Raw genomic sequence first — 21,657 nt, 5'->3', positions numbered from 1 at the left:
CTTGTTTTTAAAAAATAAGTTTTAACTCATTACAAAACAACATTTTACCCTATGCCTAATTTAATTACAGAAGCAAAATTTTTTGCTTGTAACCAAAGTACTGAACTCGCAGAACAAATTGTGAAAGCATATGGTGCGAAATTAGGTAAAGTCATTACATCTACCTACAGTGATGGTGAGTTTCAGCCTTCTTTTGAAGAATCAGTAAGAGGGTCTAGGGTATTTATTATTGGATCTACACATCCAAACTCTGATCATTTAATGGAAATGTTGTTAATGTTAGATGCTGCTAAAAGAGCTTCGGCAAGACATATTACTGCTGTGCTACCATATTATGGATGGGCACGTCAGGATAGAAAAGACAAACCAAGAGTTCCTATTGCTGCAAAGCTTATTGCTAAAATGCTAGAAACTGCAGGTGCAACAAGAATCATAACTATGGACTTGCACGCTGATCAAATTCAAGGATTTTTTGAAAAACCAGTAGATCATTTATTCGCATCAACTATATTTTTACCTTATTTACAATCGTTAAATTTAAGTGATTTAACAATCGCTTCTCCTGACATGGGTGGTTCTAAGAGAGCATATGCATATTCTAAGGCTTTACAAAGCGATGTAGTTATTTGTTACAAACAACGCGCTAAAGCTAATGTGATTTCTCATATGGAATTAATAGGAAATGTGACCGGTAAAAACGTAGTATTAGTAGATGATATGGTGGACACTGCAGGTACACTTACTAAAGCTGCTGATCTTATGATGGAAAGAGGAGCAAAAAGTGTTAGAGCAATATGTACACACCCTATTCTTTCTGGAACAGCTTATGAAAGATTAGAAAACTCAAAACTAGAGGAATTAATCGTAACTGACTCTATTCCCCTAAAACAAAAAAGTGATAAAATTAGAGTAATTACTTGTGCTAATTTATTTGCAGATGTTATGAATAGAGTTCATAACAACGAGTCTATTAGCTCTAAATTTATAATGTAAATTAATAATTATTAATATATTTTAAAATGAAGTCATTAACAATCAATGCATCTCAAAGAGAAAGCGTAGGTAAAAAAGCAACAAAAGCCTTACGTAATGCTGGACAGGTACCTTGTGTTATTTATGGTGGAGACACTATTATACACTTTGCAGCGCCAGAAATTGCTTTTAAAAACTTAGTGTATACTCCAGACGTTCATACCGTGGTAATAGCGTTGGATAATGGTACAAAAATCAATGCCATCTTACAGGATATTCAATTTCACCCTGTAACTGACAGAATTTTACACATCGATTTTATTCAGATTTTTGATGATAAGCCAATCACTGTAGAACTTCCTTTCAGAACAACTGGAAACTCTCGTGGTGTTCGTAATGGTGGTGTTTTACGATACAACTTAAGACGTATCAAAGTAAAAGGTTTAGCATCTAAATTACCAGATTTAATTGAAGGAGATATCACTGAGCTTAAAATTGGAAACAAATTATATGTTACTGATGTAGCTAGCGAAGATTTCTCTATTCTACACCCAGAAAACACAGTAATCTGTATGGTTAAAACTTCTCGTACAGCGGTTGCTGATGATGAGGAAGAAGAAACTGAAGGAGAAGCACCCGCTGCAGAAGCACCAGCTGCTGAAGCGTAATCTTTTCTTTGCAGAGATAACAATCAAAAAGCATTCTGATTCTATTTTCAGAGTGCTTTTTTTATTTTTACCAAAAAGAAACACCAATGTTATCTCTATTTAGAAAAATATTCTCTAATCAAACTCAAAATACAAAAGAAGAAACCCAGGAAGATCTCATGAAAAAATTTCTTATTGTAGGTCTTGGTAATATTGGACCTAAGTATCATAACACTCGTCATAATATTGGCTTTAAAATTCTTGACGCTCTGACAAAAGAAGAAAATCTTGATTTTAAAACCGAGAAGCTTGGCGATGTGACAACTTATAAGCACAAAGGACGCACCATCTTACTATTAAAGCCTAATACATATATGAATCTTAGTGGAAAAGCTGTAAGATATTGGCTAACTAAAGAAAAAGTACCTATTGAGAACCTTTTAATTATAACCGATGACATCAATCTTTCTTTTGGTACGATCAGAGTTAAGGCAAAAGGAAGCGCTGGAGGACATAATGGACTAAAAGATATTGAAGCACAACTTAATACATCAAAGTATTGTAGATTTAGGTTTGGTGTTGGAGCAGAATTTAGCAAAGGCAGACAAGTGGATTATGTTCTTGGAGAATGGAATTCTGAAGAAGAAGCTGCCATGCCAGAACGGTTAGATAAAGGAATTGCGCTTATCAAATCCTTTGTTAGCGCAGGATTAGCTAACACAATGAATACCTTTAACGGAAAATAAATAGTAGATCTCACAACATTTGCTTAATTTTATAGCTAACAATTCTTACTACCAAGACATTGTAATAAGAATTAGATAAATGTAGATGAATCCTACACGGTTTTAATTAAAATAATCTTCTTGAAACAAAATACATATACTCAATTGAAAGTAATTATCGCGTACAATTACGAATTCCGTTTTACTAAAAAAATAAATAAAAATTAACGGATGAAACGTTATACCGACGCTAACACATATGATAATCACACTCCATCGGTTGTTACCATTGGAACTTTTGATGGTGTTCATATTGGTCACAAAAAGATAATTGAACGATTAGTAGATGCTGCTAAACGCGATAATCTAGAATCTGTTATTCTTACCTTTTTCCCGCACCCCAGGATGGTTTTGCAAAAAGATACAAGCATAAAGCTCATTAACACAATTGAAGAGCGAATACAAATTTTAGAAAAAACTGGGTTAGATAGTTTAGTAATTCATCCATTTACAAAAGAATTTTCTCGTCTTTCTGCAAAAGAATATGTGGAAGAAATGTTGATAAACAAACTAAATGTTCGCCACGTAATTATTGGCTACGATCACCGTTTTGGACGCAATCGCAATTCTAATATTACAGATCTTGCTTCTTTCGGAATTCAGAATGATTTTACTGTAGAAGAAATCTCCAAACAAGATATTGATGATGTTGCTGTGAGTTCTACTAAAATCCGAGAGGCTTTACTCGAAGGAGACATTATTAAAGCGAACAAATACTTGGGGTACAATTTTATGCTAACTGGTAAAATAATAAAAGGCAAAGAATTAGGACGCAAGCTAGAATATCCTACGGCCAATCTTCATATAGAAGAGGATTACAAACTGATTCCAAAAAAAGGAGTATATGTTGTAAAATCCCATATCAATAACAAGATGTATTTCGGGATGATGAATATTGGGAATAATCCCACAGTAAATGGGACACATCAAACTATTGAAACTCATTTTTTTGATGCTTCATTTAACCTTTACGAAAAGAAAATACAGATCGAAATACTCATTCGTATTAGAGATGAGAAAAAATTCGATTCTATCGAAGATTTAAAAAATGCAATGCAAGATGACGAAGATTTTTCTAGAGATTACATAAATTCTACGGTATGATCAATCGTTGGTTATTTACACAAATAGACAATAGTGCTTTAATAATCTTTAGAGTATTTTTTGGGTTTCTAATTACTGCAGAATCTTTTGGTGCTATTCTTACCGGTTGGGTTAGAAGAACTCTTGTAGAGCCTCAATTTACCTTTAATTTTATAGGATTAGATTTTCTACAACCACTTCCAGGAAGCGGAATGTACTATTATTTCGCCCTTATGGGAGTTTTCGGAATCTTTATTATGATAGGTTTTAAATACAGCTGGAGTATGATTTCTTATACTATTCTTTGGGCTGGTGTTTATTATATGCAAAAAGCTTCTTACAACAATCATTATTATCTCCTGTTATTACTGTGTATTCTTATGAGTACATTACCTGCCGGAAATTATTTTTCTTTAGATGTTAAGAAAAATCCAGCACTTAAACGAATCTCTATGCCTAGATGGTGTATTCTATTCATAATAGTGCAGTTATGGATTGTTTACACATATGCTTCTGTTGCTAAACTATACCCAGATTGGCTAGACTTTAGTGTAGCTAGAAACTTAATGTTATCTAGAGCAGACTATCCTATTGTTGGAGAAGTATTACAACAAAAATGGGCTCATGTAGCTATTGCATATTTTGGAATTTTATTTGATTTACTAATCATCCCCCTACTGCTATGGCGAAAAACACGCTTAGCGGCATTTATTATTAGTATCTTTTTTCATCTTTTTAACTCTATTGTATTTCAAATTGGAATATTCCCATACTTATCACTAGCGTTTACGGTCTTTTTCTTTTCTAAAGAACGTATTCATAGTCTTTTTATGCCTAAAAAAGAGTTCTACTCAGCAAATGAGTTAATTGTTCCATCATACAGAAAATTATTAATCCCAGCATTGGCAATTTGGTTTATAATTCAACTTACTTTACCAATTCGTCATTGGTTTATTCCAGGTGACGTTTTATGGACAGAAGAAGGACATAAGCTAAGCTGGAGAATGATGCTACGAGGCAGATCAGGATATACTAATTTTTATGTAGAATTTAATGACAATACTTGTAAGAGAGTTAAAATAGACAAGAATCAGTATTTATCAAAAAAACAACGCCGTATCGTAAACACAAAGCCTGATGCAATCTGGCAGTTTGCTCAATTTCTCAAAAAAGAACACCAAAAAGAAGGAAGAGATATAGCTGTATATGTAAAAAGCAGAGTTTCTGTAAATCGTAAAAAATCGAGGGTACTAATAGATCCAGATGTTGATCTAACAAGTGTAAAATGGAATTATTTTGCGACTAATCCCTGGGTTATTAAATATGACAAAGAATAGGTGTTTTTATATTGATAACATATCTTCAATGTAATATTATGGGTATTTTAATTAAGAGGTTTTTAATATTAATTATACTAGTTTCATTTTCTAGCAAGGCTCAGGAAAAGAAAGACTGGTATTCTTCTTTTGGAAAAATCCCTAATACCGTAGACAAATATTACTATAAGAATCTAAAAAATGCAAAAGATCTTCTAGAAAAAGTTAAGTTTATTGATACGATTGCCGCAATCCATATAGAGTCAGGAAATACAGACTCTATACTGCATTACGGAGAACTTCTAAAAAACGAGATTCTTATAGAAAAGGATAATTTTTCTGATTACAATCTCTATCTATCCAAGTCTTATAATATCCTTGGTAAAGGTAAACTAGAAAAAGGGTTATTTGATGATGCAATGAAACATCATTTAGATGGTATTGCTATTTCTTCGATTTCTGAAATGAATAGGATGCATTATATTCATCAATTAGGGTTAGGAACAGTGTATTTGCATCAAAAAGAATATGACACAGCTTTATCTGTATTCGAAACTTGTATTCAAAAAAGCAAGGATAATGATGTCCAAGTACTAGCAAAAAAATTATCTGCAGACGTATTCTTTTTCAAGAAAGATATTTCTAAAGCAAAATCCACATATCTTGAAGTTTTAGAAGAATTAAAAATTTACGAAAACAATAAAATTCGACTAGAGACTCAATTAAAACTTGGTAGAATTGATTTTTTTGAAAATAACCTAGAACACGCGCTCGAGTATTTTAGATCTGTAAAAGACATCGCGTTAGAAAGTAAATTCTATGATCTCTATATAGATGCGGTGATACGAATGGGAATCGTTTATTACAACCAAGGGCATGTTAAAGATGCAGAAATGATCCTGTCCACTGCCTACGTAAATACTATGCAATGGAATAAACTTGAGCTACAAAGAGATGTTATTATGGTACTTAAAGACATTAAGGTAGCGGACAAAGATTATGAAAATGCTTATAATTTGATGACTCAATATTTATCTATTTCTAACCAAATTCTTAAGAATCAAAATAAAGCGATTGTAAAGGAGATGGAAGTTAAGTATCAAACTTTACAAAAGGAAAAAGAAATTCTATCACTTAAGGAAGAAAAGCTACTTAAGGAAAGTGAACTTAAAAGACAACGAACTATTAAAAAAGCATTCCTTATAGGGTTTTTGGTAGTATTGCTACCAGTAATAGCATTGTTATTTGTATACTTCCAAAAATTAAAAACACAAATTGAATTAAACAAATCTCAGAAACAAGTCAATTCTCAAAAAGTTCACGGGTTGATGAAAGACCAAGAGCTCAACCTGATAAATGCCACTATGGATGGCCAAAACAAAGAACGAAAACGTCTTGCACGAGAATTACACGATAGTATAGGGGGAAATTTAGCTAGTATTAAATTGCAACTTTCTAGCTCTAATGACAACGGAACGTTACAAACAAAAATTATAAAACAAATAGATGAGACTTATCATCAAGTCAGGGATTTATCACATAATCTAGCTTCCAAAAAGTTTCAAAACAATGGTATTTCTACGCTTATAAAGGAGTATGTAAATAATATCCAACAAGGGAGTAATCAAAATATATCCTTCAACCCTCATCCAGAAGAAAAGATCAATGAAATTGAAAGCCCTTTAAAAGAAGAATTATTCAAAATCGTTCAAGAACTATTAACCAACACTCTTAAACACGCTAAAGCCGATCATATAGATATTTATCTAAATGAGTACCAAACTTCATTACAGCTTCTTTTTGAGGACAATGGAATTGGTTTTGACACCTCTAAAATAAAAGACGGAATTGGTTTTAAAAATATCAGAAACCGACTAAGTCCTTTATCTGGTAAAATGATGATAGATTCTACAGAGAATAGAGGCACCGTAGTTAATATAGAAATCCCTGTATAAAATTAAAAAACATGTAAGAATTCTTACTACGTATTACTTTCTAAGCCACGTATCCGGGTCTAGATAAAACATTTTACGATTTCCTTGTATAACTTCTGGTTCTCTTAACCACCAATAAGGAAACGGTGTTGTGATCGCATAATGTAAATGAGGAGGTTTACCTAAAGCATTACCAGTATTTCCTACTGTTCCTAATTTGGTTCCGGACGCTACTGGTTGAAACGGAAAAGCATCAACCTCATCAAGATGGGCATAATAATGAAATCGCCATTTAGGACCCAAAACCATGACTGTCTTCCCTCCTTTTCCTCCTTCATAGGTATACATCACAATGCCGTGCGTAGATGAAATTACATCGGTGCCTTTTTCCTTGAAAATATCAATCCCTTTATGCGTGACTGAACTTCCCCAAGGATATGCCCAGAACGAATGGTCATCCCAATCCTTTATAGTAGCTCCTTGTACAGGAATTATCATTTTTTGGGGAACCAAAAATCCTAATCCAATTACAACCAAAGGGATTAATGTAAATTTTCGGGTTCTTTTATTTCGATATAATGAACCTATTAGAATCAAAAGTGAGGCTAAAAAACGACGCGTAGCACTGGTGATCATATATTAAATATACGATATATACTCTTAGCCATTGAGTCAATTAAAACTAAAAAAACGAGGCTCCCTTTTCAGACAACCTCGATAATCATTAATTTACAACAAACAATTCCCCATAAAACAGCGAACTGGACACCATTGATTAGTGGTATGTGAATTACCTCCTGCACACCAGTAGATATTCCCTTTTCCGTTAATTTGTTGTTGTTCCGATTTGCTTAACGCTTTACCGAAATCTAAAATTGATTTTTTCATCATTAAATTAATTTTACATTAAACACAGCACATTCCATTTTGTACACTTCCTAAACAACGACCTCCTGGAAAAGGATCTCCCCATGCAGTACCATTTGCAACAAATGAACACTCGCTACCATTTACAAATTCTCCTCCTTCTAAAATATAATCCGAAGAACAACCGCACGCCACAAAACCTCCTCTTCCTCCGTGAATGTCTTTTTGTTCCGATTTGCTAAGTGCTTTCCCTAAGTTTAACAATGATTTTTTCATAAGTAAATAATTTAAAATGATTAAGTCCTTGAACATTTTACGACACTCAAGGTTTGTGTCAATACATTTATACAACCGGTAGTTGTTTCTATATTTTCATTATTTCTAGTCTATAATAGCTGTGGATTCATAAAACTGCTTTAATAAAAGCATGTTTTCATAAAAACCTATGATGAAATACATAAGAAAGATGACTTTGTTTTAAAAAAAATCGATGCTTCTTTATTGCAAGAGACCTTATTCTCTTTAAAATATTAACGTGATCATATGTAGTATCGAGTCTTTCAAAATGAACTTCATTTCTCCTAACTCTTCATACTTTTATGATTTGTTACCCATTTTTTTAAAAAAAATAAAAATAAAAAAGATAAAAATTAGAAATCCCATGATATAGTAGGGAACGAAGTTGTTTTCAAAAACTTGATCAGTATCACCAATCAGCACAAAAGAAGCCCAATAATATGGGGACATCTCAGATAATGAATGTTCTTTTAGGTATTTTCGTTTAGCATTACTTAAGGCTTCTACTTTAGATGAAGAAGCATTTAAATCTTCATAAAAATATTTCATAATATTAGAAGTAGAAGTATCATTAACATTCCATAAGGATGAAATAACGGTATTGGCCCCAGCATAAAAGAACCCTCTTGCTAAACTAAAGACACCCTCTCCTTTATTAATTTTCCCCAGGTTAGTTTGACATGCACTTAACACTACGAGATCTGAATTATTTTTATATGTGTATAACTCATGAAGCTTAATAGTATCTTTAAAAAAGTAAATCTCAGGCTTTTCTCCAGAATTTGCATGAGTAGCCAAATGTATAATTTTAGCATCCTCACTCATTTTTAGAAACATTTCTTTACTTGCCCGATCCGACAAGTAAGACTCTCCTTTTACAATAGTATTTATCGACGAAACCTCTTCTTCGGTAGTACTTAGTTCTGGAAGATTGGGATTTGAAAACTGAATTGGTGCAAATCCAACAAAATTAAGCTTGGTTTTTCTTTCGGTTTTACTGTTATGTTCTAAAAAGGATGCAGAATATGTATAACTAATATCATTTTGCTCAATTAGATATTTCAATGATTCCGCACTTACATTAAAAGCTTCAAAAGGGATGTTTTGCATAGCAACATCAGGAATAAACACCAAATGTTTATTCTTAATCATTTTTTTAAAATGCTCTCCAGGAAAAAGTTGTTGATAGATAGCGTAAGAAACATCTTTAAAAGATATCAATTCTTTTTTCTTTTTTAAGGGCCTCGATATTAACCTTCGATACTCATCTAAATTAACCAATAAATCATTGGCGTTTTTTACTTTGAAACTGAATGTATTTTTAGAAGTGATTACGAGTCCAAAAACACTTTTCTCTTCAGCATTTTGTTCATCGAGGGTATATGAAATAATTACTGTATCCGAATCTAATTTTTCCTTTACTTGTGAAAGTGCAAACGGCTCTATTCTTAATTTTTTATCAAAGTATTTTGGATTTACCATGTAGAGCGAATCATTAAAAGCTTGATATGACTTTTTAAATTCGAACAAGGAATCTTTTTCTTTACTATAGATATCCTGATTTTGATTTATGTTATCCTCTAGACTTAAAATATTCTCTTTTAGCCGTAATCTTTTGTCCAATAATTCTTTTGGCAAGTCATATTGAATCGTATTTTCTTTAACACCTTGTATTAGCAATAAGCCCTTGTTTTTTTCCATAAAACGGAATATAGAAGCATTATCTCCCAAAAGATAAGCTGCTCGTACTCCCATGGTATAGGTATCAGAAGCCTCTTTACGCCATAATAATTTTGTATTAATCTCGAAACTATTCTCTATAATTACAGTAACAAGTCGATCACTAATTGTTACTGTATTGATTACCTGTTCTAGGTACTTAAGATTTTTAGTTTTTTCGTATAAATCAAATAGAATTATTATTTTACTTCTTAACGCTCTAAAAACATTTCTTCTATCATCCGTGTCGAACAATTGTAGTTCAGATGGCGTGGGATTAGTTAGCTCACCATTTAGTCCAAAACTCCAACCCAATGAATTTTCAATATTTCGAAGAGCTAATTTATAATTCCCTTGTTCTCTAAAATAGTTTGCAATATTTCTATAACTTTCAGCCTTTCTGTTTTTATTATTTTTATTAAATATCAAACTACGTTGCAGATAGAATAGCGCACTATCTTTTTGGTAATCAAAATACAATTCCCCTAAATTCACATATGAATTAGAAATTACCGAGGAGTCTTTTTGTTCTATTCCTCTTTCTAAATTCCTAATGTAATAATATTTGGATTTGTTAAAATCATTCAGGTACGCATTAGCGTATAAATTTGCATAAGTAGCGTTTAACGAATAAAAGTTTTTTTGTGAAAGTAGTTTTTCGTTTAATTGTATTAAACTATCCGCATTTTTTAATAATTCAACACCTTGCCTAGAGGATGTTTTGGTATCTAACTCATCGCAAATAATCGTAGTGTTGATATACAAAGATAAAAGACTTGATTCTAACGAACTTTTCTTACTTGAATCTGTTTCCAATAAGTAAATTCCTTTTTTGGAGTAATTTAAAGCTTTATATAATTCTCCTTTTCGTCTATAATATTTACCTAACTCTCCATATGATCTCGCTACTTTAATTCTTGTAATATTAGCTTCTATCACATTATTAAAACACCAAACTCCCTTAGTAAATTCTCTATTTTTAAAATAAAATCTCCCTAAATTATAAAGCGCATTTTCATAAGAAACACTTTTTTTTAATTGATCATTAAAATGACTTATCTCAATCTTCGCATACTTTATCGCTAGATCATATTTTTTTTTATTGTACCACTGTACAGAAAAAAAATGAGACATTTCTAGAATATGGGTCGTATCTTTTGTTAAGCCCAAAAGATGATCACTCTCTATCTCCTCAATTATCTTTTTACTTTCTTTGAGTTCTACAAATTGTTTATAATAATTTTGGCTACTTATAGGCAGAATATGCCCAATAAGTAGCCAAAAAAAGATTTTATATTTCTTAATCTTAATCTTCAATATTTAATTAATCGCAAACAATATTTGGATCATTAATTGAATATGTTCTATAATCAATTTTAAGAAGTACAGATTTTTCTACCGGATCTTCTGCTTCAATAGGATCCGTAGCTCTATGATTCAATTCCTGATATGGGGCATCTTCCCAATTATGAATCACCAAATCTCTATAACTCCAGATTTCTCCATTAGGATTTAATGAACAGGAAGTTACATTAACCTGGCCGTATTCAGTCGCGTGCCTCGCTCTAATTTCAGCTTTCTGAGATTCTGTAGTTCCTACTTCATAAATAACCACAACTTCTATATCTTCGATGGTATACTGAACAGGAGTTCCATCTACAAAAGTTAAATCATCGAATTTAGCGTTTCCTTCGATTTCTGTAGGTTCCTCATTTTGCTCACAAGCAAAGAAGAACAAACAACTTAGTACTCCTAAAATAATGTTTTTCCTCATTTTTTTTACGTTTTTTATTTTCCTATTCTTCATAAAAACTTAAAATGTTACCCACGTAAAAGTATAAAATTTTATTTTTGCTTTTTAACATTTACATATGGACGGTAATTTTTTTTTAAAAGAGCTCGTAAAAGAAGATTCAAAAATAATTGCTCAGATATATAATAAAAACTTCCCTTCAATTAAAAAATTTATCCTTCTAAATAGCGGAAATACGGAGGATGCAGAAGATATATTTCAAAAATCATTGATTCAGATAATAATTCGATACAAAAGAGAAAAGTTTAGTATTTCGGGAGATTTTGATGCCTATTTAATGGCAATTTGTAAAAACTTATGGCGAAGAGAATTAAATCTTCATAAAAAAAGGGTAACAAATGTAGAAAAAGTTGAAGTACATGATGAATATATAGATAGTTCATTTGCCCTTCTAGAGCAAAAGAGACAAGAACTGTTTATTGAAAAATTTGCAGAAATTACCGGAAATTGTAAAGAGATTTTAACACTTTTTTTTGCAAAAACTCCATACGAAGAAATTGTTGCCAACACAGAATATTCCTCTGAATTGGTTGTTCGACAACGCGTGTTTAAATGCAAAAAACGTTTGGCAGAATTAATTAAAAAAGATAGTAGATATAATTCATTAAAAGAATTATGAGTTTAGAAGAAGACATATTAATTGAACGCTTTTTAAGAAATCAACTTTCTGAAAAAGAACGGAATGATTTTTTGGATACCATTGCCAATGATCAAAATTTTAAAGAAAAATTTCTTTTAGAGAAGCAAATTTTTGAAACTCTAAATGAAGAAGAATGGAGTTATGTTTCAAAAATAGATGTAACAGAAGTAGAAGAATATACCACTTTATATCGAAATAATGCAGATAGATTAAAACAAGTAATACACAAGGCTACAACCAGTAACAAGCGTAAGAATAAAATAAGAAGATTAACCTATTTTTCTGCTGTTGCTGCTGTTGCGCTATTTGCACTGCTTATCAATTTTTACCTTCAAAAAAACCAAAAGACTATTGAGGAAATTTACACTAATTACAGCACTTATGAACTACCTTCCTTAGTTACTAGAAACCCTAATGAAGTAGATCCTGATTTAGCTTTGGCGGAGAATAATTTTAAAAATGAAAACTATCAAGAAGCAATAATTTATATTGACAAATTACTAAAGAAAGATAAGGATAATAGTACTTTATATGTATACAAGGCAATATCTCATTGGGAACTAGGTGACTATTCTTCGGCTGAAGAGAGTTTAGATACTTTAATTAATAGTGACCTTATTGACTCCGAAAAAGGATACTGGTACAAATCACTCCTATACTTAAAAACAAAAGATTTAGATAAATGTAAAAAAATACTCCAAGTTATTATTAAAAACTCATATTCTAAGAATAAAGAAGCTAAGGAATTATTTGAAGAAATAGTTAATTATAAAACTTAATTATTGATATAGGGAAATACCGCATATTAAATAAGACAAATTTTATCTAGTCCTTATTTTTTCAAAATCGCTTTTAGAATGTAGGTAATGAAGCTTGTAATACCGTTGACTCATAATGAGTAATTTTATTTTGATCAGAAAACTCAAATTTCATAATCATAACGGATTTTTCGGCTTGCATGATGTATGACGTTTCTCCATTCTTTTTTGAAATTACTCTACAGTCTTCTATCATGCCTAATGTCTTATTATGGCTTTCTAAAAATTGATCAATATCATCAATAGTTTTTGTCTGCTGATATTTTTCATCTAATAAATCAAAAATCGTTGTGGGAGATAGATAATTATATCCTTTAATAAAATCAATGATAACGGCGTCGTAATCATCTATATTCTGAGCAGAAATTGTGTGAATGAAAAGTACTGTAAATAAAAAACAACATAGTTTCATAAATGGTATCTTTAATTCATTCAATAAAAATGTAGGAAAAAACCTCCAATAATAAAAACATTACATAGATTAAGTGCGTTTTTAGCAGCTAATAAGTATATTTAAAACGAGATTATCTTAAATAAGACAATCTCGTTTACAATTAATTTACAAAAAACAATTACCCATAAAACAAGGAACCGGACATCTAGGAGCATTCGGCTCGCTATTACCACCTGGACAATAATAACCTCCACTTTGTCCATTGATTTGTTTTAATTCCTCTCTACTTAAAGTTTTTCCGATGTTTAAAATTGATTTTTTCATATGTGAAATATTTAATGATTTGTAAGCCCTGAACATTTATCGACACTCAAGGTTTGTGTCGTTTGATCACATCATTTCTTATACTATTTTATGTATCACTTACTTCTTACTTACTTCATTAATTAGAAAATCATCTCTAATCAGTTAATAACTTAAATCTAAAAAGTGTTACTCAAGCAAAGTTTCTTTTCGTTAAGAGTTGATATTAAATCGATAAACAGCACAAGAAAATTTAATTTATTTTATAAAAATGGGGAGAATTCCTCAAAAAAATAATAACCCAAAACGTCTTCAAGGAAAATGAAACAAATCAACCTCATCACTATAATTTCCTTTGGGCGATAGAAAATTAGATTTGGTCTATAGAAACTATACTCCCACCTAATCTTAAGAAAATATTGAAAAGACCTGTAGTATTTTTACATCAGAGAAAATAACAAATTAGTGTTGTTTATATGAAACATAAAATAAGTAACCGAGAGTTGCCTCTAGAAAGAAACATATAATCCATACATAAAAAATATTGATCCCCAAGATCCCACATCGTCATATTACCCAAAAGCTATGCATTGTTGCATAGCTTTTTTTATTGTTTACCCCAAGTAATCACCGAATAATATCATCTATTTTAAGTCTAGAAATAAGTCTAAAAAATAAAAGGTTCATCTTTTTTAAAAAATTCATTCTTTCTCATTCATACAAAACCAACCTTTTCTTTAAATTTGCTGCTTTAATGCGAAAGGGATAACAGCGACATCCTTTTGTTTTATCATCCTGAACTTGTAGAAGGAAAAACAAAAGATATAGCGGATAGCCCGACCACGAGGAAGCGAGTGGAATCGCCCAAAACAAAAACCATGTTACTTGCACAACAAATCATAGCACATAAAGAAGAATATATTGCTGCATTAGCCAAAAGAAATTTTGATGCTGCTCCAATTCTAGAAAAAGTAATCAATTTAGATGAAGAAAGACGTGCTACACAGTCCAAGTTGGATAATATCAAAGCAGACTCTAACAAATTGAATAAAGAAATTGGAGTTTTGTTTAAAAATGGAGAACAACAAAAAGCTAACATATTAAAACAAAAAGCTTCTCAAATCAAGGAAAGCATGAATACTTTAGAAGATAGACTTCCAAAAGTAAAAGCTGAACTTATTGAGTTATTATATACAATTCCTAACATTCCACATTCTTCTGTTCCTGATGGACAAACTGATGAGGATAATGAAGAAGTCTTTAGAGAAGGTGATATCCCAACCTTAGAAGAAGGAGCTTTACCGCATTGGGAATTAGCAAAAAAATATGACATCATAGATTTTGAACTAGGAGTAAAAATTACAGGTGCCGGATTTCCAGTTTACAAAGGAAAAGGAGCAAGATTACAACGTGCCCTAATTAGTTATTTTCTTGATAAAAATACAGATGCTGGATATAAAGAATATCAAGTTCCTCATTTAGTAAATGAAGCTTCTGGTTATGGTACTGGCCAATTACCGGATAAAGAAGGCCAAATGTATCACGTTACAGCAGATGATTTATATTTAATCCCTACGGCAGAAGTTCCGGTAACCAATATGTTTAGAGATGATTTAGTAAATGAGAATGATCTCCCAATTTGCTGTACTGGATACACTCCTTGTTTTAGAAGAGAAGCAGGTTCTTATGGAGCTCACGTTCGTGGGTTAAACCGCTTACATCAATTTGATAAAGTAGAAATTGTACGTATCGAAAAACCTGAAAATTCTTATCAGGCATTAGATGGAATGGTAGATCATGTAAAGGAAATTCTTAATGAATTAAAATTACCTTATCGTATATTAAGATTATGTGGAGGAGATATTGGGTTTACAGCTGCACTTACCTATGATTTCGAAGTGTTTTCTACCGCTCAAGATCGTTGGTTAGAAATAAGTTCTGTTTCTAATTTTGAATCTTATCAAGCCAATCGTTTAAAACTAAGGTATAAAGACGGTAATGGTAAAAATCAATTAGCTCATACATTAAACGGAAGTTCTCTAGCATTACCAAGAGTATTAGCTGGTATTTTAGAAAACTATCAAACGCCTAAAGGGATTAAAATACCAGATGTTTTAGTACCTTATTGTGGGTTTGAATATATCGACTAATTCTTTTAGAGCTAGATAATCAGCTAGTTTAACAATACTTATAACATAATATCAAAGCGCATTTTGCTATATTTACAAAAAAACTTGCAGCATGCGCTTTATTTATCTTTGTATCATTTTTCTTTTTGCTATACCCATGTTTGGTCAATCCGAACAGCTAGCAAAAAACTATGTACAACAAGGTGAATATGAAAAAGCACTTTCCGTATATAAAAAATTACATACCAGAAACCCTAATCGGATTACCTATCTCCTAGGTCTGGTAGAATCTCATCAACAATTAGAACAGTTTGAAAAAGCAGAAAAAATTCTGCAGAAGCAAATTGAGAATAAACCAAAGAACGCACAACTACTTGTTGAGTTGGGTCACCATTACGAAGTTCAAGGGAATTCTGAAAAAGCCACTACCTATTATAATAAAGCTTTAAAAGTTTTTAATAGTAATAATGTAAATGCGGCGTATTCACTAGCGCAAACTTTTGAAAAATACAATCTTTTAGATCAAGCAGCCTTAATTTATGAAAAAGGAATGGCATCTAACCCAGGAGCTAATTTTAATGTACAACTTGCTAAAATTTACGGAGAACAAGGTAAACTAGAAAAAATGTTCGACAGTTATCTTTCATTACTACAATTACAACCAAATTATAAAAACATTGTTCAACGTAATTTTAATCAATATATCACAGATGACCCATTAAATAATGCCAATGTTATTTTCAGAAAATTATTAATCAAAAAATTACAACAAAATCCTGATATTATATATAATGAGATGTTAAGTTGGCTTTTTGTTCAACAAAAGGACTTTAAAAAAGCGTTTGTACAAGAAAAAGCAATCTATAAAAGAAAAGATCAAGGGTTACAAGGTATCATTGGGCTTGCCCGAATTGCTATAGGCGCTAAAGATATAAAATCCGCTACCCAGATTTTAGATTACATACTAAACGCACCTGCTGGGAATGATATGAAATTGACAGCTCATAAAATCATTTTAAAAGCAAAAACCGATCTTGCTGATAAAAAGGATTACAAAGAAATCAAACAACAGTACGAAGAAGTATTCGAAACCTATGGAAAAGGCTCGCAAACCATCGGTTTACAAATAGATTACGCTCATTTTTTAGCATTCAATCAGGATAATAAAAAAGAAGCAATTGAATTCTTAAAACGTCTATTAAATCAAGAAAGACTTTCGAGATTTCAATCTTCTAGAGCTAAAATGAAAATTGCAGATATTTTAGTTTTAGATCAAAAATTTAATCAAGCACTTATCTATTATACGCAAGTACAGAATGCATTAAAAAATAACTTTCTAGCCCAAGATGCACGTTTTAAAGTAGCTAAAACTAGTTATTATAAAGGGGATTTTGCTTGGGCGCAAACTCAGTTAGATGTACTAAAATCATCTACCTCTCAATTAATTGCTAATGATGCTATGGAATTAAGTCTTATTATAAGTGATAATTCTTTAGAAGATTCGACGCAAACAGCTTTAAAGATTTTTGCCAGAGCTGACTTGTTAGCTTTTCAAAATAAAAACCAAGAAGCAATCACTAAATACGAAGAAATTTTAGTGAATCACAAAGGAGAAAAAATTGAAGATGAAGCTTTTCTTAGACAAGCGAAATTATTTGAAAAAGAAAAAGAATTCGAAAAAGCAAAAGTAAACTATCTCAAAATCATCGAATTCTATCCTGATGACATATTGGTAGATGATGCCTATTACTGGTTAGCAGAATTATATGTAAACATTCTGGGTGAACCTGAAAAAGCAAAAGAATTATATGAGAAGTTAATCTTTAATCACGCGGACAGTATCTATTTTGTAGATGCTAGAAAAAAGTATCGAACACTGCGTGGTGATGCCATCAATTGATTCTTTTTAAAATATATTTTCCTTCTATATATTATTCTATCCAAAACTCAAATAACAATGTGATCGTTATAACAGGTCTAAGCTTCTTCGTAACTTTGTAAGTTAATTATAAAAGCATTGATTCCCTTTAATCAATAAAGACAATTACGAATATGTATATTTACAATGTTACTATTAATATAGAAGAGACTAAGCACCAAGAATGGTTATCCTGGATGAAAAATGAGCATATTCCTGATATGCTCGCAACAGGGAAGTTTAGTAAAGCCTTAATGAGTAAGGTGTTGGTGGAAGAGGAAATGGGAGGCTATACATATTCTGTACAATACACAACGGATAGTAAAAGTACCTTAGAACAATATTATAAAGTAGACGCAGAAAGATTAAGAGCTAAAACAAATCGATTTGCAGGACATTTTGTTGCGTTTAGAACAGAATTAGAAATTATTAGTGAACAATAATATGAAACAATATAGACCAACATTACTGTATGCTATTAAGATTTTTGGTCTTATAGTATGTGCTGGTTTTGGGGTTTTTATAATTAGTGTTTTTTTAAATATTGTTTCATTTTTTATAGCAAGCTCTATTTTCGAAAAAATTATAACTGTAGTTCTTATTGCTTTATTTATAATATCCGCATTTTTAATAATACGTTCTAACAATCCTGGTATTACTACCTATGAAGATTATATAAATATCGGCAACCAAGATATACCCTATAATTTAATCCAAAGTTTTTATCCTGCTAAGGGTGGTTCTGAACCTTATGTTATTACTACAGACGGAGAAAAAATTGATCTTGAAATTTCTTGGCTTTCAAAAAAAGATAGAATAGAAATCGAAAAGACAATCCTAGAAAATATAAAACCATTAACAAAACAAGTTTAGGATGTCCTCTAAATTTAAAAAAAATAAAAAGCAATCATCTAACGATAGAGTTCGAACAGAAAAAACTGCTGTGCGTGCTAAAAAACATTTGGGTCAGCATTTCCTAAAAGATGAAAATATTGCTAAAAAAATTGGAGACACATTAACACTAAACGGTTATACTAATGTAATTGAGATAGGTCCAGGAATGGGTGTACTTACTAAATATATACTACAAAAAGATGTAGATTTAATTGCTATGGATTTAGATACAGAATCTATAGATTACCTCAATACTAGTTTCCCTTTAGAACATCCAGAAATTAGAAATGGAAAAGGAGCTTTTAAAGTTATCGAAGCAGACTTTCTTAAATACGATTTAGATACATTATTTGACAATGATCCATTTGCTATTACTGGTAACTTTCCATATAACATTTCCTCTCAAATTGTTTTTAAGACATTAGAAAAACGAAAACGAATTCCTGAGTTTACCGGGATGTTTCAGAAAGAAGTAGCCCAACGTATTTGTGAAAAACCAGGAAGTAAAGCCTACGGTATTTTATCGGTATTAACCCAGGCATTTTATAATGCTGAGTATTTATTTACAGTTCCTCCTTCTGTTTTTAATCCTCCGCCCAAGGTGGATAGCGGAGTTTTACGATTGATTCGAAAATCAAATCACACACTTCCTTGTGATGAAAAACTTTTTTATAAAGTAGTCAAGACTTCTTTTGGGCAACGAAGAAAAACATTGAGAAACAGTCTTAAAACATTTCAATTACCTGATGAAATAAAAGAAATGGAAATACTAACTAAAAGACCAGAACAGTTAAGTGTTGATCAATTTATAGAACTCACTTTGTTGATTGAAAAATCAAGAATTTAATTCATTTAACGTCAATCTAAACTGCAATTCAATTCTTTGGTTATCTTTGTGAGCGTTTGTAAAGAAATCCCATAAACAAGTACACTATGTCATTCGAGATTTCAGATGAGCTTATCGATCAAGTAAAGCATCTTATTGAAGATGTAAGCGATACTCGTTTACAAGAAATGCTCGATGAAATCCACTTTGCCGATATTGCCGAAATAATCGGTGAGCTTAACTTATATCAAGCAACTTACTTAATTAAATTATTAGATAGTGAAAAATCTTCGGAGGCTCTAATGGAGTTAGAAGAAGATTTCCGAGAACGTATTCTTGAAAACCTATCTGTAAAAGAAATTGCAGAAGAGTTAGAAGAAATGGACACGGATGATGCTGCAGATATTATTGCAGAACTTCCTGAAGATCGTGCAGAAGAGGTAATCGCTGAGATTGAGGATGAAAAACACGCTGAAGATATAAAAGAACTGCTGCTGTATGAAGAAGATAAAGCAGGAGGATTAATGGCAAAAGAACTTGTAAAAGTAAAAGAAACTTGGACAGTTGCCGGGTGTGTTCGGGAAATGCGTCGTCAGGCAGAAAAAGTAACCAGAGTACATTCAATCTATGTAATAGATAAAGAAGGAAAATTAAAAGGAAGATTATCTCTTAAAGATTTACTTACTGCTCCTACAAAAGCATATATCAGAGATGTTTATATCCCTAAAGTAGACTATGTTAATATAGAAACTGAAGGTGAAGAAGTAGCAAGAATTATGCAAAAATATGATCTCGAGGCCATTCCTGTAGTTGATCATGAAACGGTTCTTGTTGGTCGTATCACAATTGATGACATGGTTGATTTTATTAAGGAAGAAGCAGAAAAAGATTACCAAATGGCAGCTGGTATATCTCAGGATGTAGAAGCCGATGATAATGTATGGGAACTTACTAGAGCACGTTTACCTTGGTTAATTCTAGGGTTATTTGGAGGTTTAGGAAGTGTTTTTATTATGCAAGATTTTGAAGATGTAATGACCAATCCTAGAATACGAGATCTATTCTTTTACACACCTCTTATTGCAGCGATGGCAGGTAATGTGGGAGTTCAATCTTCAGCCATTATTGTGCAAGGTTTGGCAAATGACAATGTAAAAGGCAGTCTTTGGAAACGATTATTAAAGGAAATTGGGCTTAGTCTAATAAATGGAGTTGCTCTAGCTCTTTTAGTGATACTATTTGGAATTGTTATGAGCTACGAAATTTCATTTAGTTTAACTATCGCTACAGCGCTTATGAGTGTAATCATAGTAGCCGCTTTGATAGGTACATTTGTTCCTATAATTCTTGACAAAAGAGGTATTGATCCAGCTATTGCAACTGGTCCATTTATTACTACTAGTAATGATATTTTTGGAATTTTCTTGTTTTTTTACATCGCAAAATTAATACTTGGGTTTTAAGTTTTAGAACTCCATTAATTATAATTAGTACTACTCTTATTATGAACTCTGACGTATTTCAATATACTATCACGGTACCAAAATCCGCAATTGATGATATGAATCATGTAAATAATGTTACCTACTTGCATTGGGTACAGGATATTGCAAAAAAACATTGGGAAACAAAAACAACAGAAACGATTAGAGACACCTACGTATGGGTAGTTTTAAATCATTTCATAGAATATCACAGTCCAGCCGTTGAACATGATGAACTAACAATCCAAACATGGATTGATCATCATCATGGTGCAAAAAGTGAACGACACACTAAAATAATAAAAACTTCTACTCAAAAAGTAATAGTTACCGCCAAAACCATGTGGTGTTTACTCCATAAAGAAACGTTAAGACCTACCAGAATCAATAAAGAAATAAGTACCTTGTTTTGACATAATTAAGTTGAAAACATGGAAGCAATTAATATTAAAGATAAACTATCTCAATTTAACAAGCAATGGCATCCACATCGCATAGCAATGGTGGATAACAATCAAGTTTATCTTGCAAAGTTAAGCGGTGATTTTATTTGGCATAAGCATGACGACGAAGACGAACTTTTTCAGGTCGTAAAAGGTACACTTTTCATGAAGTTTAGAGATAAAACTGTTAAAGTTAATGCAGGGGAAATCATTGTTGTGCCAAAAGGAGTGGAACATTGTCCTTCTACAGAAAATGATGAAGAAGTTCACGTTCTATTATTTGAAAAAGCAAGCACTAAACATACCGGAGAAGTAGAAAGCGAAAGAACTGTTTCGCAGTATATTGATATTTAAATTTCGATATTGTTTTAATAG

At 31.6% G+C, this 21,657-nt stretch carries 23 protein-coding genes; 16 read left to right on the top strand and 7 right to left on the bottom strand.

All coding sequences use genetic code 11. The features are described from left to right. Positions 1-51: 51 nt before the first annotated feature. From H526_RS0112685 to H526_RS29095, 6 genes are all read left to right on the top strand, one after another. A complete protein-coding gene (locus H526_RS0112685; protein ID WP_027393346.1) occupies positions 52-993 on the top strand; it encodes a ribose-phosphate pyrophosphokinase in 942 nt (313 codons plus the stop codon). A 26-nt stretch (positions 994-1,019) separates the two neighbouring features. Beyond that, a complete protein-coding gene (locus H526_RS0112680; RefSeq protein ID WP_027393345.1) occupies positions 1,020-1,640 on the top strand; it encodes a 50S ribosomal protein L25/general stress protein Ctc in 621 nt (206 codons plus the stop codon). Between the two features lie 86 nt (positions 1,641-1,726). After that, positions 1,727-2,365, top strand: coding sequence for an aminoacyl-tRNA hydrolase (gene pth, locus H526_RS0112675; RefSeq protein ID WP_027393344.1), 639 nt, complete (start codon positions 1,727-1,729; stop codon positions 2,363-2,365). 210 nt (positions 2,366-2,575) lie between these two features. Beyond that, complete coding sequence (locus H526_RS0112670) at positions 2,576-3,508, top strand: bifunctional riboflavin kinase/FAD synthetase (RefSeq protein ID WP_027393343.1); 933 nt, start codon at positions 2,576-2,578, stop codon at positions 3,506-3,508. Beyond that, positions 3,505-4,824, top strand: coding sequence for an HTTM domain-containing protein (locus H526_RS0112665; RefSeq protein WP_027393342.1), 1,320 nt, complete (start codon positions 3,505-3,507; stop codon positions 4,822-4,824). Before H526_RS0112670 ends, H526_RS0112665 begins: the two co-directional genes overlap by 4 nt. 38 nt (positions 4,825-4,862) lie before the next feature. Beyond that, positions 4,863-6,758, top strand: coding sequence for an ATP-binding protein (locus tag H526_RS29095; protein ID WP_051336139.1), 1,896 nt, complete (start codon positions 4,863-4,865; stop codon positions 6,756-6,758). Positions 6,759-6,791: 33 nt separating this feature from the next. Here H526_RS29095 and H526_RS0112655 read toward each other — a convergent pair whose 3' ends face one another. From H526_RS0112655 to H526_RS0112640, 5 genes are all read right to left on the bottom strand, one after another. Beyond that, on the bottom strand, positions 6,792-7,373 hold the full coding sequence (locus H526_RS0112655) for a M23 family metallopeptidase (RefSeq protein WP_081415614.1): 582 nt from the start codon (positions 7,371-7,373) through the stop codon (positions 6,792-6,794). Positions 7,374-7,466: 93 nt separating this feature from the next. Further along, positions 7,467-7,625 carry a hypothetical protein gene (locus tag H526_RS31800; RefSeq protein ID WP_155839686.1) on the bottom strand — a complete coding sequence of 53 codons (159 nt, stop codon included), beginning with the start codon at positions 7,623-7,625 and terminating at the stop codon, positions 7,467-7,469. An 18-nt stretch (positions 7,626-7,643) separates the two neighbouring features. Further along, entirely contained in the window at positions 7,644-7,880 is a 237-nt protein-coding gene (locus H526_RS0112650) for a hypothetical protein (RefSeq protein ID WP_035085474.1), read from the bottom strand. 321 nt (positions 7,881-8,201) lie between these two features. Further along, the gene (locus H526_RS0112645; protein ID WP_027393339.1) at positions 8,202-10,937 is read right to left on the bottom strand and encodes a CHAT domain-containing protein; all 2,736 of its coding nucleotides are present in this window, start codon (positions 10,935-10,937) and stop codon (positions 8,202-8,204) included. 7 nt (positions 10,938-10,944) lie between these two features. Continuing rightward, positions 10,945-11,394: a hypothetical protein gene (locus H526_RS0112640; protein ID WP_035085472.1), complete on the bottom strand. Its 450-nt coding sequence runs from the start codon at positions 11,392-11,394 to the stop codon at positions 10,945-10,947. A gap of 97 nt (positions 11,395-11,491) precedes the next feature. Between H526_RS0112640 and H526_RS0112635 the strand changes: the two genes are divergently transcribed. Further along, positions 11,492-12,052 carry an RNA polymerase sigma factor gene (locus H526_RS0112635; RefSeq protein WP_027393337.1) on the top strand — a complete coding sequence of 187 codons (561 nt, stop codon included), beginning with the start codon at positions 11,492-11,494 and terminating at the stop codon, positions 12,050-12,052. After that, positions 12,049-12,852 carry a tetratricopeptide repeat protein gene (locus tag H526_RS0112630; RefSeq protein WP_027393336.1) on the top strand — a complete coding sequence of 268 codons (804 nt, stop codon included), beginning with the start codon at positions 12,049-12,051 and terminating at the stop codon, positions 12,850-12,852. Before H526_RS0112635 ends, H526_RS0112630 begins: the two co-directional genes overlap by 4 nt. Positions 12,853-12,925: 73 nt before the next feature. Here H526_RS0112630 and H526_RS0112625 read toward each other — a convergent pair whose 3' ends face one another. Both H526_RS0112625 and H526_RS29090 read right to left on the bottom strand, forming a co-directional pair. Then, positions 12,926-13,303, bottom strand: coding sequence for a hypothetical protein (locus H526_RS0112625; RefSeq protein ID WP_027393335.1), 378 nt, complete (start codon positions 13,301-13,303; stop codon positions 12,926-12,928). Between the two features lie 147 nt (positions 13,304-13,450). Continuing rightward, entirely contained in the window at positions 13,451-13,609 is a 159-nt protein-coding gene (locus H526_RS29090) for a hypothetical protein (protein ID WP_155839685.1), read from the bottom strand. An 857-nt stretch (positions 13,610-14,466) separates the two neighbouring features. On the opposite strand from H526_RS29090, the gene serS reads away from it, so the two are divergent. From serS to H526_RS0112580, 8 genes are all read left to right on the top strand, one after another. Beyond that, the gene (gene serS, locus H526_RS0112615; protein ID WP_027393334.1) at positions 14,467-15,738 is read left to right on the top strand and encodes a serine--tRNA ligase; all 1,272 of its coding nucleotides are present in this window, start codon (positions 14,467-14,469) and stop codon (positions 15,736-15,738) included. A 91-nt stretch (positions 15,739-15,829) separates the two neighbouring features. Next, positions 15,830-17,617, top strand: coding sequence for a tetratricopeptide repeat protein (locus H526_RS0112610; protein ID WP_027393333.1), 1,788 nt, complete (start codon positions 15,830-15,832; stop codon positions 17,615-17,617). Positions 17,618-17,769: 152 nt separating this feature from the next. Next, positions 17,770-18,078: a DUF4286 family protein gene (locus tag H526_RS0112605; RefSeq protein ID WP_027393332.1), complete on the top strand. Its 309-nt coding sequence runs from the start codon at positions 17,770-17,772 to the stop codon at positions 18,076-18,078. Position 18,079: 1 nt separating this feature from the next. Further along, positions 18,080-18,508, top strand: a complete 429-nt coding sequence (locus tag H526_RS0112600; RefSeq protein WP_035085468.1) for a hypothetical protein — start codon at positions 18,080-18,082, stop codon at positions 18,506-18,508. Between the two features lies 1 nt (position 18,509). Continuing rightward, a complete protein-coding gene (gene rsmA, locus H526_RS0112595) occupies positions 18,510-19,376 on the top strand; it encodes a 16S rRNA (adenine(1518)-N(6)/adenine(1519)-N(6))-dimethyltransferase RsmA (RefSeq protein WP_027393330.1) in 867 nt (288 codons plus the stop codon). A gap of 86 nt (positions 19,377-19,462) precedes the next feature. Then, entirely contained in the window at positions 19,463-20,818 is a 1,356-nt protein-coding gene (gene mgtE / locus H526_RS0112590) for a magnesium transporter (protein WP_027393329.1), read from the top strand. 41 nt (positions 20,819-20,859) lie between these two features. Next, positions 20,860-21,252 (top strand): acyl-CoA thioesterase, encoded by a 393-nt coding sequence (locus H526_RS0112585; RefSeq protein ID WP_027393328.1) that lies wholly within the window; start codon positions 20,860-20,862, stop codon positions 21,250-21,252. 18 nt (positions 21,253-21,270) lie between these two features. Beyond that, the gene (locus H526_RS0112580) at positions 21,271-21,636 is read left to right on the top strand and encodes a cupin domain-containing protein (protein ID WP_027393327.1); all 366 of its coding nucleotides are present in this window, start codon (positions 21,271-21,273) and stop codon (positions 21,634-21,636) included. The last annotated feature ends 21 nt before the right edge of the window (positions 21,637-21,657 follow it).

This window comes from Aquimarina latercula DSM 2041 (genome assembly GCF_000430645.1).
GTDB lineage: Bacteria > Bacteroidota > Bacteroidia > Flavobacteriales > Flavobacteriaceae > Aquimarina > Aquimarina latercula.
This window is presented reverse-complemented; position numbering and strand designations above follow the sequence as displayed.

Bases quoted from the DNA above. Each gene is read 5' to 3' on its own strand.
- H526_RS0112685 (WP_027393346.1), top strand. From the start codon at position 52: ATGCCTAATTTAATTACAGAAGCAAAATTTTTTGCTTGTAACCAAAGT.
- H526_RS0112680 (WP_027393345.1), top strand. From the start codon at position 1,020: ATGAAGTCATTAACAATCAATGCATCTCAAAGAGAAAGCGTAGGTAAA.
- pth (WP_027393344.1), top strand. From the start codon at position 1,727: ATGTTATCTCTATTTAGAAAAATATTCTCTAATCAAACTCAAAATACA.
- H526_RS0112670 (WP_027393343.1), top strand. From the start codon at position 2,576: ATGAAACGTTATACCGACGCTAACACATATGATAATCACACTCCATCG.
- H526_RS0112665 (WP_027393342.1), top strand. From the start codon at position 3,505: ATGATCAATCGTTGGTTATTTACACAAATAGACAATAGTGCTTTAATA.
- H526_RS29095 (WP_051336139.1), top strand. From the start codon at position 4,863: ATGGGTATTTTAATTAAGAGGTTTTTAATATTAATTATACTAGTTTCA.
- H526_RS0112655 (WP_081415614.1), bottom strand. From the start codon at position 7,373: ATGATCACCAGTGCTACGCGTCGTTTTTTAGCCTCACTTTTGATTCTA.
- H526_RS31800 (WP_155839686.1), bottom strand. From the start codon at position 7,625: ATGAAAAAATCAATTTTAGATTTCGGTAAAGCGTTAAGCAAATCGGAA.
- H526_RS0112650 (WP_035085474.1), bottom strand. From the start codon at position 7,880: ATGAAAAAATCATTGTTAAACTTAGGGAAAGCACTTAGCAAATCGGAA.
- H526_RS0112640 (WP_035085472.1), bottom strand. From the start codon at position 11,394: ATGAGGAAAAACATTATTTTAGGAGTACTAAGTTGTTTGTTCTTCTTT.
- H526_RS0112635 (WP_027393337.1), top strand. From the start codon at position 11,492: ATGGACGGTAATTTTTTTTTAAAAGAGCTCGTAAAAGAAGATTCAAAA.
- H526_RS0112630 (WP_027393336.1), top strand. From the start codon at position 12,049: ATGAGTTTAGAAGAAGACATATTAATTGAACGCTTTTTAAGAAATCAA.
- H526_RS0112625 (WP_027393335.1), bottom strand. From the start codon at position 13,303: ATGAAACTATGTTGTTTTTTATTTACAGTACTTTTCATTCACACAATT.
- H526_RS29090 (WP_155839685.1), bottom strand. From the start codon at position 13,609: ATGAAAAAATCAATTTTAAACATCGGAAAAACTTTAAGTAGAGAGGAA.
- serS (WP_027393334.1), top strand. From the start codon at position 14,467: ATGTTACTTGCACAACAAATCATAGCACATAAAGAAGAATATATTGCT.
- H526_RS0112610 (WP_027393333.1), top strand. From the start codon at position 15,830: ATGCGCTTTATTTATCTTTGTATCATTTTTCTTTTTGCTATACCCATG.
- H526_RS0112605 (WP_027393332.1), top strand. From the start codon at position 17,770: ATGTATATTTACAATGTTACTATTAATATAGAAGAGACTAAGCACCAA.
- H526_RS0112600 (WP_035085468.1), top strand. From the start codon at position 18,080: ATGAAACAATATAGACCAACATTACTGTATGCTATTAAGATTTTTGGT.
- rsmA (WP_027393330.1), top strand. From the start codon at position 18,510: ATGTCCTCTAAATTTAAAAAAAATAAAAAGCAATCATCTAACGATAGA.
- mgtE (WP_027393329.1), top strand. From the start codon at position 19,463: ATGTCATTCGAGATTTCAGATGAGCTTATCGATCAAGTAAAGCATCTT.
- H526_RS0112585 (WP_027393328.1), top strand. From the start codon at position 20,860: ATGAACTCTGACGTATTTCAATATACTATCACGGTACCAAAATCCGCA.
- H526_RS0112580 (WP_027393327.1), top strand. From the start codon at position 21,271: ATGGAAGCAATTAATATTAAAGATAAACTATCTCAATTTAACAAGCAA.